Annotated in this window: 12 protein-coding genes and 1 riboswitch; of the genes, 10 read left to right on the top strand and 2 right to left on the bottom strand. The window is 69.5% G+C overall.

Annotated elements, in window-relative coordinates:
• The first annotated feature begins 48 nt into the window (after positions 1-48).
• The 10 genes from rpsB (at position 49) to OHA11_RS12180 (ending at position 10947) form a co-directional block, all read left to right on the top strand.
• Complete coding sequence (gene rpsB, locus OHA11_RS12225) at positions 49-1002, top strand: 30S ribosomal protein S2 (RefSeq protein ID WP_266495227.1); 954 nt, start codon at positions 49-51, stop codon at positions 1000-1002.
• Positions 1003-1154: 152 nt separating this feature from the next.
• Positions 1155-1991: a translation elongation factor Ts gene (tsf, locus tag OHA11_RS12220; RefSeq protein ID WP_266495225.1), complete on the top strand. Its 837-nt coding sequence runs from the start codon at positions 1155-1157 to the stop codon at positions 1989-1991.
• Between the two features lie 198 nt (positions 1992-2189).
• The gene (pyrH, locus tag OHA11_RS12215) at positions 2190-2960 is read left to right on the top strand and encodes a UMP kinase (RefSeq protein WP_266495222.1); all 771 of its coding nucleotides are present in this window, start codon (positions 2190-2192) and stop codon (positions 2958-2960) included.
• A 120-nt stretch (positions 2961-3080) separates the two neighbouring features.
• Positions 3081-3638, top strand: a complete 558-nt coding sequence (gene frr / locus OHA11_RS12210; protein ID WP_266495220.1) for a ribosome recycling factor — start codon at positions 3081-3083, stop codon at positions 3636-3638.
• Positions 3638-4777: a phosphatidate cytidylyltransferase gene (locus OHA11_RS12205; RefSeq protein WP_266495218.1), complete on the top strand. Its 1140-nt coding sequence runs from the start codon at positions 3638-3640 to the stop codon at positions 4775-4777. The genes frr and OHA11_RS12205 overlap by 1 nt, the downstream gene beginning before the upstream one ends.
• Positions 4778-4886: 109 nt before the next feature.
• A complete protein-coding gene (gene rlmN / locus OHA11_RS12200; RefSeq protein WP_266495215.1) occupies positions 4887-5993 on the top strand; it encodes a 23S rRNA (adenine(2503)-C(2))-methyltransferase RlmN in 1107 nt (368 codons plus the stop codon).
• A 102-nt stretch (positions 5994-6095) separates the two neighbouring features.
• Positions 6096-6201: riboswitch (TPP riboswitch) on the top strand.
• 79 nt (positions 6202-6280) lie between these two features.
• Positions 6281-7360 carry a thiamine ABC transporter substrate binding subunit gene (locus OHA11_RS12195; RefSeq protein WP_266495212.1) on the top strand — a complete coding sequence of 360 codons (1080 nt, stop codon included), beginning with the start codon at positions 6281-6283 and terminating at the stop codon, positions 7358-7360.
• 101 nt (positions 7361-7461) lie between these two features.
• Positions 7462-9063, top strand: coding sequence for an iron ABC transporter permease (locus tag OHA11_RS12190; protein WP_266495209.1), 1602 nt, complete (start codon positions 7462-7464; stop codon positions 9061-9063).
• 50 nt (positions 9064-9113) lie between these two features.
• Positions 9114-10145 carry an ABC transporter ATP-binding protein gene (locus OHA11_RS12185; RefSeq protein ID WP_266507106.1) on the top strand — a complete coding sequence of 344 codons (1032 nt, stop codon included), beginning with the start codon at positions 9114-9116 and terminating at the stop codon, positions 10143-10145.
• A 10-nt stretch (positions 10146-10155) separates the two neighbouring features.
• Positions 10156-10947 (top strand): maleylpyruvate isomerase family mycothiol-dependent enzyme, encoded by a 792-nt coding sequence (locus OHA11_RS12180; RefSeq protein ID WP_266495207.1) that lies wholly within the window; start codon positions 10156-10158, stop codon positions 10945-10947.
• A gap of 209 nt (positions 10948-11156) precedes the next feature.
• Here the strand turns inward: OHA11_RS12180 and OHA11_RS12175 are convergent, their stop codons facing one another.
• Positions 11157-11807: an LAETG motif-containing sortase-dependent surface protein gene (locus tag OHA11_RS12175; protein WP_266495204.1), complete on the bottom strand. Its 651-nt coding sequence runs from the start codon at positions 11805-11807 to the stop codon at positions 11157-11159.
• Between the two features lie 188 nt (positions 11808-11995).
• Positions 11996-13129, bottom strand: coding sequence for an LOG family protein (locus OHA11_RS12170; RefSeq protein WP_266495202.1), 1134 nt, complete (start codon positions 13127-13129; stop codon positions 11996-11998).
• Positions 13130-13147 lie beyond the last annotated feature (18 nt).

Raw genomic sequence — 13147 nt, 5'->3', positions numbered from 1 at the left:
TGCCGTCCGGCACGCGCGGCACAACCGAGAAATTCAAGGAGAACGGCCATGGCCGTCGTCACGATGCGGGAGCTGCTGGAAAGCGGCGTCCACTTCGGTCACCAGACCCGTCGTTGGAACCCGAAGATGAAGCGGTTCATCTTCACGGAGCGCAACGGCATCTACATCATCGACCTGCTCCAGTCGCTGTCGTACATCGACCGCGCCTACGAGTTCGTCAAGGAGACCGTCGCCCACGGCGGCACGGTCATGTTCGTCGGCACGAAGAAGCAGGCGCAGGAGGCCATCGCCGAGCAGGCCACCCGCGTCGGCATGCCCTACGTCAACCAGCGCTGGCTGGGCGGCATGCTCACCAACTTCTCCACCGTCTACAAGCGTCTGCAGCGCCTCAAGGAGCTTGAGCAGATCGACTTCGAGGACGTCGCGGCCTCGGGTCTCACCAAGAAGGAGCTTCTCGTGCTCTCGCGCGAGAAGGCCAAGCTGGAGAAGACCCTCGGCGGTATCCGCGAGATGCAGAAGGTGCCCAGCGCCGTCTGGATCGTGGACACCAAGAAGGAGCACATCGCGGTCGGCGAGGCCCGGAAGCTCAACATCCCGGTCGTCGCCATCCTCGACACCAACTGCGACCCCGACGAGGTCGACTACAAGATCCCGGGCAACGACGACGCGATCCGCTCCGTCACCCTGCTCACCCGCGTGATCGCCGACGCCGTCGCCGAGGGCCTCATCGCCCGCTCCGGTGCCGGTAAGGCCGAGGGTGACAAGGCCGCGGGCGAGCCGCTCGCCGCCTGGGAGCGCGACCTGCTCGAAGGTGGCGAGAAGAAGGCCGACGAGGCCGCTGTCGAGGCGCCCGCCGCCGAGGCCGCCGCCCCCGAGGCCGAGGTCCCGGCTGCCGCCGAGACCGAGGCTCCGGCCGCCACCGAGGCCCCCGCGCCCGAGGCCCCCGTTGCCGAGGTCGCCGCTGCCGAGGCCGAGAAGCCGGCCGACGCCGAGCAGGCCTGACGAACCAGCGTCACGGTTGAGTGACAGCGGGCGGCGCCGAACGCGCCGCCCGCCGTTCACCCCCAGACCCGTAGATCTTCGGTGGACGCCCGCCCGATCAGCGGCGGACGCCGACTTCGAGACTTCGAACTCCGAGAAGAGATTCACAGATCATGGCGAACTACACCGCCGCTGACGTCAAGAAGCTCCGCGAGCTCACCGGCGCCGGCATGATGGACTGCAAGAAGGCGCTGGACGAGGCCGACGGCAACGTCGACAAGGCCGTCGAAGCGCTGCGCATCAAGGGCCAGAAGGGCGTCGCCAAGCGCGAGGGCCGCTCCGCCGAGAACGGCGCCGTGGTCTCCATCATCGCCGACGACAACTCCTCCGGTGTCCTGGTCGAGCTGAAGTGCGAGACGGACTTCGTCGCCAAGGGCGAGAAGTTCCAGGCCGTCGCCAACACGATCGCCGAGCACGTCACCAAGACCTCCCCGGCCGACCTCGACGCGCTGCTCGCGTCCGAGATCGTGGACGGCAAGACGGTCCAGGCGTACGTCGACGAGGCCAACGCCAACCTGGGCGAGAAGATCGTCCTGGACCGCTTCGCGCAGTTCTCCGGCGCCTTCGTCAGCGCGTACATGCACCGCACCATGCCCGACCTGCCCCCGCAGATCGGTGTCCTGGTCGAGCTGGACAAGCCGGACGCCGACCTCGCCAAGGGCATCGCGCAGCACATCGCCGCCTTCGCGCCGAAGTACCTCTCCCGTGAGGACGTTCCGGCCGACGTCGTCGAGTCCGAGCGTCGCGTCGCCGAGGAGACCACCCGCGCCGAGGGCAAGCCCGAGGCCGCCCTCCCGAAGATCGTCGAGGGCCGCGTCAACGGCTTCTTCAAGGAGGCCACCCTCCTGGGCCAGCCGTACGCGCTCGACCAGAAGAAGTCCGTCCAGAAGGTCCTGGACGAGGCCGGTGTCACCCTGAAGCGTTTCGTGCGCATCAAGGTCGGCATCTGAGTCCGTACCGCGATCGACGCGCGACCCCTATAGGGTCGACAGCAGTCGTCCGTGTTGGTTGCGTATGCCGCCACGCGTGCGCGTGACGGTCGACAGCAGATCTGACGAGGAGGCCATTGCCGCGCATGGGTTGCCACCAACACCCCACCGGCAATGGCCTTCTTTGTATGTGCGACACGTAGAAGAGGCGAGATCTCCATGACCACCACCAAGGCCGACAAGGACGAAAAGAGCGACACCGGCAAGGGCGCCGGCCGCTTCCTGCTGAAGCTTTCCGGTGAGGCTTTCGCCGGTGGCGGGGCACTCGGCGTCGACCCCGACGTGGTGCACAAGATGGCCCGGGAGATCGCCGCGGTGGTCCGCGGCGGTGCCCAGATCGCCGTCGTCATCGGCGGCGGCAACTTCTTCCGTGGAGCCGAACTCCAGCAGCGCGGCATGGACCGGGCCCGCTCCGACTACATGGGCATGCTCGGCACGGTCATGAACTGCCTCGCCCTCCAGGACTTCCTGGAGAAGGAGGGCATCGACTCGCGCGTGCAGACCGCCATCACCATGGGGCAGGTCGCCGAGCCGTACATCCCGCTGCGGGCCGTACGGCACCTGGAGAAGGGCCGTGTGGTCATCTTCGGCGCGGGCATGGGCATGCCGTACTTCTCGACCGACACCACCGCCGCGCAGCGTGCCCTGGAGATCGACGCCGAGGCCCTGCTGATGGGCAAGAACGGTGTGGACGGGGTCTACGACTCCGACCCGAAGACCAACCCCGCAGCGGTCAAGTTCGACTCGCTGAGCTATGGCGAGGTCATCACCCGAGACCTCAAGGTCGCCGACATGACCGCGATCACCCTGTGCCGCGACAACAAGCTCCCGATCCTCGTCTTCGAGCTTCTGGCCGAGGGCAATATCGCGCGGGCCGTCAAGGGTGAGAAGATCGGCACGCTTGTGGGCGACCAGGGCAGTCGGGCCTGACCGGGGGATGGACAATGTCCTGCCGGTCGGGAACCGTGCAGGAATAAGACGCGACGCAGCCGGCCGCCTACCCGCCAAGGAACCGCAGCCGGGCCTACTCAAGACACGCAGGAGCAAGTGGTGATCGAAGAGACCCTCCTCGAGGCCGAGGAGAAGATGGAGAAGGCCGTCGTGGTCGCCAAGGAGGACTTCGCCGCAATCCGCACCGGCCGTGCGCACCCGGCGATGTTCAACAAGATCGTGGCGGACTACTACGGCGCGCTGACGCCGATCAACCAGCTGGCCTCGTTCTCGGTGCCCGAGCCGCGCATGGCCGTGGTGACCCCGTTCGACAAGAGCGCGATGCGCAACATCGAGCAGGCGATCCGTGACTCCGACCTCGGCGTCAACCCGAGCAACGACGGCAATATCATCCGGGTGGTGTTCCCCGAGCTGACCGAGGAGCGCCGCAAGGACTACATCAAGGTGGCCCGCACCAAGGCCGAGGACTCCAAGATCTCGATCCGCTCCGTCCGCCGCAAGGCCAAGGACGCCATCGACAAGCTGATCAAGGATGGCGAGGTCGGCGAGGACGAGGGCCGCCGTGCGGAGAAGGAGCTCGACGACACCACCGCGAAGTACGTCGCTCAGGTGGACGAGCTGCTCAAGCACAAGGAAGCAGAGCTGCTCGAGGTCTGATGAACGACTCTTCCTGGGGGGCGCCTCCACAAGCCGGGTACTGGGCGCCGTCCGACCAGGGGCCTGTCCAGGGGGCTGCCCCGGCGGGTCCCGCCTACGATGCGCACCACGCGCAGCAGACTCGCCCCATGCCCGACGTACCCGCGCATGGCGGAGACCAGGATGACGACCGGGGGGCTGCTCGGACGGGCGGCCCCCTGTTCGGCGACGAGACACCGCCGACATCGCCGCAGGCCTCGTCCCACCAGGCTTCGTCCCACCAGGCGCAGAATCCGCAGGAGCCCATGTCCAGCGCCGCACACCCCGCACCCGCGCCGCAGAAGAAGAGCGCGGGCCGCGACCTGGGCGCTGCCATAGGAGTCGGGGTCGGGCTCGCCGCGGTGATCGTCGCGTCGCTGTTCGTCGTCAAGGCCGCGTTCGTCGGAGTGATAACGGTCGCCGTCGTGGTCGGCCTGTGGGAGCTCACGTCGCGGCTCGCGGAGCAGAAGGGCATCAAGGCGCCGCTCGTGCCGCTGGCGGTCGGCGGTGCCGCGTTGGTGATCTCCGGATACGTCCGGGGCGCCGAGGGTGCCTGGGTCGCCATGGCGCTCACCGCGCTCGCGGTCCTGGTCTGGCGGATGACGGAACCGCCCGAGGGCTACCTCAAGGACGTCACCGCGGGGGTCTTCGCGGCCTTCTACATCCCGTTCCTGGCCACGTTCGTGGCGATGATGCTCACCGCGGACGACGGTGCGCGGCGGGTCCTCACGTTCCTGCTGCTGGCCGTGGTCAGCGACACGGGCGCGTACGCGGTCGGCTGGCGCTTCGGCAGGCACAAGCTCGCCCCGCGCATCAGCCCCGGCAAGACCCGCGAGGGCCTGCTCGGCGCGGTCGCCTTCGCCATGGCGGCGGGCGCGGTGTGCATGCAGTTCCTCGTCGACGACGGCACCTGGTGGCAGGGCCTGCTCCTCGGCCTCGCGGTCGCGGCCAGCGCCACCCTCGGCGACCTCGGCGAGTCGATGATCAAGCGGGACCTGGGCATCAAGGACATGGGCACCTTGCTGCCGGGACACGGCGGGATCATGGACCGCCTGGACTCCTTGCTGCCTACGGCTCCGGTGGTATGGCTGCTGATGGTGATCTTCGTCGGGTCGGGCTGAGACTGTCCGCCGAAGGCCTGGCTGGCTGACCTGCAGAGATGTGCACGAGGGGCTCGTTGTCCACAGGGTGGCGAGCCCCTCTTCGTACGTCTGCGACACTGGTACGGCCATGCCTAAGCCCGGAGAACTCACTTTCGTCGCCCCGCGCGGAGCCAAGAAGCCGCCGCGGCACCTTGCCGATCTCACGCCCGCCGAGCGGAAAGAGGCCGTTGCCGCGATCGGTGAGAAACCGTTTCGCGCCAAGCAGCTCTCGCAGCACTACTTCGCGCGGTACGCGCACGATCCGGAGCAGTGGACCGACATCCCCGCGGGGTCGCGCGCCAAGCTCCAGGAGGCGCTGCTGCCCGAGCTGATGACGGTCGTGCGGCATCTCTCCACCGACGAGGACACCACCCGCAAGACCCTCTGGCGGCTCTTCGACGGCACGCTCGTCGAGTCTGTGCTGATGCGCTACCCGGACCGGGTCACCATGTGCATCAGCTCGCAGGCGGGCTGCGGGATGAACTGCCCGTTCTGCGCGACCGGACAGGCCGGCCTCGACCGGAATCTCTCCACCGGTGAGATCGTGCACCAGATCGTGGACGGGATGCGGGCGCTGCGGGACGGGGAGATTCCCGGTGGGCCCGCGCGGCTCAGCAACATCGTCTTCATGGGGATGGGCGAGCCGCTGGCCAACTACAAGCGGGTCGTGCAGTCCATCCGGGCCCTCACCGACCCGGAGCCGGACGGGCTCGGGCTGTCGCAGCGAGGGATCACCGTCTCCACGGTGGGCCTCGTCCCCGCCATCCACCGGTTCGCCGACGAGGGCTTCAAGTGCCGACTCGCCATCTCCCTGCACGCACCGGACGACGAACTGCGCGACACCCTCGTCCCGGTCAACACGCGGTGGAAGGTACGGGAAGTGCTGGACGCCGGCTGGGAGTACGCGGCCAGGTCCGGGCGCCGGCTCTCCATCGAGTACGCGCTCATCCGCGACATCAATGACCAGGCGTGGCGCGGCGACCGGCTCGGGCGGATGCTCAAGGGCAAGCCCGTGCATGTGAACCTGATTCCGCTGAACCCGACACCCGGCTCCAAGTGGACGGCCTCGCGGCCCGAGGACGAGAAGGCGTTCGTCGAGGCGATCGCCGCCCATGGAGTGCCCGTCACCGTCCGGGACACCCGTGGCCAGGAGATCGACGGAGCCTGCGGGCAGCTCGCGGCGACCGAGCGGTAGGCGCCGAGCGGTGGGTACCGAGCGGTAGTCCCGAGCGGTGGGTTTCGGCCGGTGGCCGGGAGGTAGTCTGGCCTCCGTAAGCACATCGCCAGTCAAATCTTCATATTCCGACAGGGGAGCGCCACAGCGCTGAGAGTGCGGGACAGCCCGCAGACCCTCTGAACCTTGCCCAGGTCATTCTGGGTAGGAAGTTCGGTCACTACTCAAGCTGTTGCGCCCTGCCCGGGAACCGACCGAGGTCCCGGGCAGGGCCGCGTCTCTTCCTGGTCACCCCCAGGAGGAATTCAGTGAGCACCACCAGGAAGTTCACGGCCGTGGCCGTGGGGCTCGGCCTTGTCACGCTCGCCGCGTGCGGGTCGTCCGACTCCGGCGACGAGGGCTCCGGATCCAAGACCGTCACCCTCGTCAGCCATGACTCCTTCGCCTACACCAAGGACGTACTGAAGACGTTCGAGAAGGAGTCCGGGTACAAGGTCAGGGTTCTGAAGGACGGCGACGCCGGGACGGCCGTCAACAAGGCCATCCTCACCAAGGACAACCCGCAGGGCGACGTCTTCTTCGGCGTCGACAACACGCTGCTCTCGCGGGCGCTCGACAACGGGCTGTTCCAGTCGTACGAGGCCAAGGGCGCCGGTGGCATCAAGGCCGAGTACCGGGTCGACCAGGACAAGCACCGGGTCACGCCCATCGACTCCGGTGACATCTGCGTCAACTACGACAAGGCCTACTTCAGCGAGCACAAGCTGGCCCCGCCGACGTCCTTCGACGATCTGATCAAGCCCGCGTACAAGAACCTGCTCGTCACCGAGAACGCCTCGACGTCCTCGCCCGGTCTCGGCTTCCTGCTCGGGACCGCCGCGAAGTATGGCGACGACGGTTGGCAGGGGTATTGGAAGAAGCTCAAGGCCAACGGCGTGAAGGTCGTCGACGGCTGGGAGCAGGCCTACAACGTGGAGTTCTCCGGGTCCGCCGGTGGCAAGAAGGCCAAGGGCGACCGGCCGCTCGTCGTCTCGTACGCCTCGTCCCCGCCCGCCGAGGTCATCTACGCCGACCCGATCCCGAAGACCGCGCCGACCGGTGTCGCGGACGGCACCTGCTTCCGCCAGGTCGAGTACGCGGGCCTGCTCAGCAACGCCAAGAACACCGAGGGCGGCAAGGCGTTCATCGACTTCCTGGTCGGCAAGGCGTTCCAGGAGGACATGCCGCTGAACATGTTCGTGTATCCCGTCGTCGAGGGTGCGAAGGTCCCCGCCGAGTTCACGAAGTTCGGCCCGGCCGCCCAGAACCCCGAGACCCTCGACCCCGCCAAGATCGCCGACAACCGTGACGAGTGGGTCAAGTCATGGACCTCGCTCGTACTGAAGTAGAGCGTCGCGCCGAGGCGGAGCCGCCCGCGCGCCGACGGCCACGCCCCCGTACGCGCCCTCGCACGCGCCCGCATACGGGGAGCGCGGCCCGGCTCGGTCTCATGGCCGTGCCCGTCGCGTTCTTCGGGCTCTTCTTCGCCTACCCGGTCGCGGCGATCACGGCCCGCGGGCTCAAGGTCGACGGGGTCTGGCGGTTCGGGCGCATCGGGGAGGTGCTCGCGCAGTCGGACATCCGGCATGTGCTGTGGTTCACGACGTGGCAGGCGCTCGCGTCGACCGCGCTCACCCTGCTGATCGCGCTCCCCGGCGCGTACGTCTTCGCACGCTTCGATTTCAGGGGCAAGCAGATCCTGCGGGCCGTCGTGACCGTGCCGTTCGTCTTGCCGACCGTGGTCGTCGGAACGGCCTTCCTGGCGCTGCTCGGCCGTGGTGGGCTCCTGGACGAGCTGTGGGGCGTACGGCTCGACACGACGGTGTGGGCGATCCTGCTCGCGCACGTCTTCTTCAACTACGCGGTCGTCGTCCGCACGGTCGGCGGCCTCTGGTCGCAGCTCGATCCGCGTCAGGAGGAGGCCGCGCGGGTGCTCGGCGCCTCACGGTTCGCCGCCTGGCGCAGGGTGACGCTGCCGGCGCTCGGCCCGGCGGTCGCCGCGGCCGCGCTGATGGTCTTCCTCTTCACCTTCACCTCGTTCGGTGTGGTGCAGATTCTCGGCGGCCCGACCTTCTCGACGCTCGAAGTCGAGATCTACCGGCAGACCTCGGAGATCTTCGACCTCTCGACGGCCGCCGTCCTGACGCTCGTCCAGTTCGTGGCGGTCGGCGCGATCCTCGCCGTCCATGCGTGGACGGTACGGCGGCGGGAGACCGCCCTGCGCCTGGTCGACGCGTCCGCGACGGCACGACGGCCGCGCGGCGCCGGGCAGTGGGCGCTGCTCGCCGCCGTCCTCGGCACCATCGCCGTCCTGCTGGTGCTGCCGCTGGCCGTGCTCGTCGAGCGATCCCTCGACGCCCCCGGATTCGGCTACTACAAGGCGCTGACCAGCGACGAAGGCGGCATCTTCCTCGTGCCGCCGATCGAGGCCATCGGCAACTCGCTGCGGTACGCCCTCGCCGCCACCGCCATCGCCCTGCTGATCGGCGGACTCGCGGCCGCCGCCCTCACCCGCCGGGACGCCGGCCGTCTCGTACGGGGCTTCGACGCCCTGCTGATGCTGCCGCTCGGCGTATCCGCCGTGACGGTCGGGTTCGGCTTCCTCATCGCGCTCGACGAGCCTCCGCTGGACCTCCGGAGCACCTGGATCCTCGTGCCGCTCGCGCAGGCGCTGGTGGGCGTCCCCTTCGTCGTACGGACCATGCTGCCCGTGCTGCGGGCGGTGGACGGACGGCTGCGCGAGGCGGCGGCCGTGCTCGGGGCCTCGCCGTGGCGGGTGTGGCGCGAGGTCGATCTGCCGATGGTGCGGCGGGCGCTGCTGATCGCGGCCGGGTTCGCCTTCGCCGTGTCGCTGGGCGAGTTCGGCGCGACCGTCTTCATCGCGCGGCCCGACAACCCGACGCTGCCGGTCGCCGTGGCACGGCTGCTCGGGCGGGCCGGGGAGCTCAACTACGGGCAGGCCATGGCCCTTTCGACGATCTTGATGGTGGTGTGCGCGGTGGCGCTGCTGGTTCTCGAACGCCTTCGCACCGACCGGACCGGGGAGTTCTGACCATGCGCGATGCCATGAGCGATGCCATGACCGGGCCGGCGCCGGGGCCCATGCTGAAGCTCGACGGGGCGACCGTACGGTTCGGCGGGCGGGCCGTGCTCGACTCCGTCGGACTCGATGTCGCCGAGCACGAGATCGTGTGCGTGCTCGGGCCCAGCGGCAGCGGCAAGTCGACCCTGCTGCGGGCGGTCGCCGGGCTCCAACTCCTGGACGAAGGACGGGTGTTCCTGGACGGCCGCGACCTCCACGGCGTGCCCGCGCACAAGCGTGGTGTGGGCCTGATGTTCCAGGACCACCAGCTGTTCCCGCAGCGCGACGTCGGCGGCAACGTGGCCTTCGGGCTGCGGATGCACGGCGAGTCGAGGGACCAACAGGCGGTACGTGTGGGTGAGTTGCTGGATCTCGTGGGGTTGCCCGGCGCCCATGAGCGGGCCGTCGCCTCCCTCTCCGGTGGGGAACAGCAGCGCGTCGCGCTCGCCCGGGCCCTCGCGCCCCGCCCCCGGCTGCTCATGCTCGACGAACCCCTCGGCCAGCTGGACCGCTCGCTGCGGGAGCGGCTGGTGGTCGAACTCCGCGAACTCTTCGGCGAGTTGGGGACCACCGTGCTCGCGGTCACCCACGACCAGGGCGAGGCGTTCGCGCTCGCCGACCGGGTCGTCGTCATGCGGGACGGCCGGATCGCCCAGTCCGGTACGCCACTTGAGGTCTGGCAGCGCCCGGCCGACGCCTTCGTGGCCCGCTTCCTCGGATTCGAGAACGTGACCGGGGCGACCGTCGCCGGGGAAGCCGCGGACACGCCGTGGGGCAAGCTGCCGGTGCCCCCGGACGCCCCGCAGGGCGACGTCACTCTGCTCGTCAGGCCCGCGGGCGTCCGGCTCGTACCGGCGGCCGACGGGCTGCGCTGCACGGTGGCCGCGCGGACGTTCCGGGGCACGCATGTGGCCGTACGCCTGCAGCCCGAGGACGCGCCGCGGCTGGAGGCGGCGTGTGCGCTGCGGGATGCGCCGGAGCCGGGGGAAGAGGTCGGGGTGGCGTTCGACGCGGCGGAAATTGTCGTACTCGGGGGTGCCCGCGGAGCCTAGGGTGCGGCTCATGACGCTACTTGGGCACGACCGCTACTGCGGCGAAATCGTCGGGCAGACCGCGCTGTTGAGGTCGCACCTCGCCGGAGTCGATCTCGGTGCGACCGTACCGACCTGTCCCGACTGGACGCTGCGGCAGCTCGCCGTGCATGTGGGCGAGGCGCACCGCGGGACCGAGTACATCGTGCGGACGAGGGTGACGAAGGACGTGTCGGCCGAGCACGTGGCCGCCGTCGGGGGACCGGAGGACGACGGCCCCGCCGCCCTTGACGCCTGGCTCGCGGAGGGCGCCGAGAAGGCCGCGGAGACCTTTCGCTCCGCCGGGGCCGACACCGCCGCCTGGTCCTGGGCCTGGGAGCACACGGCCGGGTTCTGGGCGCGGCGCATGACCCACGAGACGGTGATCCACCGGGCCGACGCGGCGATCGCCGCGGGCGTGACGTACCAGGTGGCGCCGGAGGTCGCCGCCGACGCGATCGACGAGTGGCTGCAGATCGTGCGGTTCGCGCAGGAGAAGTATCCGAGCGATGCCGCGACGGAACTGCGCGGCGCGGGCCGCAGTATCCACCTCCACGCCACCGACACCGAGCCCGGCCTGGACGCCGAGTGGCTCATCGAGTTCGAGGACGAGGGCATCGACTGGCGGCGTGGTCACGAGAAGGCGACCGTCGCGCTGCGGGGGCCGCTCACCGAGGTGATGCTCGCCTTCTATCGCCGAATGGCGCCGGACGGTGGGCGGTTGGAGGTGCTGGGGGAGCGGGAGTTGTTGGACTTCTGGCTGGAGCGGGCCACGTTCGGCTGAGTGAGTGCGTTGCGCTTGCCGCGGGGTTCGTCTGCGGGTTCGGTGGGGGCTGGTCGCGCCCGCGCGGCGGAGCCGCATATCGATACAGCCCCGCGCCCCTGAAAAGCGGGGCTGCGCCCTCGCTTTCAGGGGCGCGAAACGCGGCGGTGGCCCGCCCCCCTCACGAGGGGCGGGCCACGCCTGGTGGAACCGGGTGAACCAGGTCGTACTCAGCGGCCGTTCGTCGCGCCGCGGCGGCGCAGGGCGAACATCACGCCGGCGCCGGCGGCCACGAGCGCGGCCGCTATCCCGGCGATCGCACCGGTGTTGGAGCTGGAGCCGGTCTCGGCGAGGTTCGAGTCGCCGCCCGCGGGAGACGGCGTGCTGCCGCCGCCCGACGCGGGCGGGGTGCTGTCCGACTCCGAGGGCTCCGGGGATTCCGGCTTCGGGGTCACCGGCGAGGAGGGCTCCTCGGACGGGGACGGGGTGGCCGGAGGCGTCGACGGCTCCGAGGACTTGCAGGCCTCGGACGGGGTGACGAGGTTCGGCTTGATGTCCTCGTCGACCTGGTTGCCGGCCTTGACGTGGATCCGGTACTCCGCGTTCGGCTTCCAGTCCTCCGAGAAGTCGATGGTCACGCCCTCGCGGGAGCCCTTGACCTCCTGGGTGTCGACGAGCTTCTCGTCGGCACCCTTGTTCTCCAGGTAGACCGTCACCGTGGCCGGGACGCCGGTGGGGTCCTTGTCGGTGACGCTGATGACGCCCTTGGCGCCGTCGCACTTGGCGACGGCCGAGAACTCACTGATGTTGCAGGCGAGCGCGTTGCCGGCCAGGCCGAGCGTGAGCGCGACCGAACCGGAGGCAACTCCGAGAATGCGCACAGAACGTGCGGTACGGCGAGATATGGACACGATTGCCCTTCACGGGATGCACAACGAGGGGGGTGGTGGGAGCGGCTGTGAAGAAACAGCAATCCCAGACGCCACACAGGTTTATTGGGCCGCCTCTCGGGTTGTCAATCTGTGTGTCCGTCTTGACCCTTGGCTTTAGCTTTCATTTACATGAGGGCTTAACTTTCACTTACATCGGCCAACCGTATGAGCGCCTCCGGTGCCTCCTCGAACCGGTCGACGAGGGCGATCCGGGACTCCATCGAGCGGTCGCGGGCGAGCGCCTGGAGCAGAGGCCAGGCGGGCAGGCGCTCTGTCCAGTGGGCGCGGTTCACCAGCACCATCGGGGTCGGTTCGCCGCGGGACTCGTAGTAGTTGGGGGTCGTGTTGTCGAAGATCTCCTGGACCGTGCCGGCGGCGCCGGGCAGGAACACGACGCCCGCGTTCGAGCGCGCCAGCAGGCCGTCCTCGCGGGTGGCGTTGGCGAAGTACTTGGCGATGTGGGAGGCGAAGGCGTTCGGCGGCTCGTGCCCGTAGAACCAGGTGGGGATGCCGACGGAGGTGTTGCCTTTCGGCCAGCGCGTGCGTACCTCGAAGGCGGCGCGCGCCCAGTCGGTCACCGACGGGACGAACGACGGTGCCTCCGCGAGGAGTTCGCACGCCTCGTCCAGCATGGTGTCGTCGTACGGGGCCGCGTACGCGCCGAGGTTCGCCGCCTCCATCGCGCCGGGGCCGCCGCCCGTCGCCACCGTGAACCCGGCGCGCGCGAGCGCGCGGCCGAGCCGGGCCGCGCCGCCGTATGCCTCCGTGCCGCGTGCGATCGCGTGGCCGCCCATCACGCCCACCACCCGTGTGCCGCGCAGGAGTTCGTCGAGAGCGTCGGAGACGGCGTCGTCGTGGACCGAGCGCAGCATCGACGCGTAGATGTCGCCGTCGGCCTTGGTCCGCTGGAACCAGGTGTACGCGAGGGCGTCCGGTGTCTCCTCGTACCCCTTGTCGAGCGAGGCGAACAGCTCGTCGGGGCGGTAGAGATGACCGCGGTACGGGTCGAAGGGCAGGCCGGGGAGGGGCGGGAAGACGAGGGCGCCGTCGGCACGCACCTTCGCCGCGGCGTTCTCCCGCATCGGGCAGCCGAGGAAGACGGCGTCGGTGGCGCTGCTGGCCAGCAACTCCCTTGTACGGTCCGTCAGATCGACGGCCTGAACGCGAAAGCCGGTGAGGGTGCCGCGGGCCGAGACGACGGCGTCGAACTCCTCCAGCGTCTCGATCTCACGGTCGTTGTGGTGGGCCACATGGGCGGGGCTCGTCTGCACCCGCCCATGCTAAGCGCG

The organism is Streptomyces sp. NBC_00878 (assembly GCF_026341515.1).
Classification (GTDB): domain Bacteria; phylum Actinomycetota; class Actinomycetes; order Streptomycetales; family Streptomycetaceae; genus Streptomyces.
Note: the sequence above shows the minus strand (reverse complement) of the source record. Positions and strands in the feature narration are given on the sequence as shown.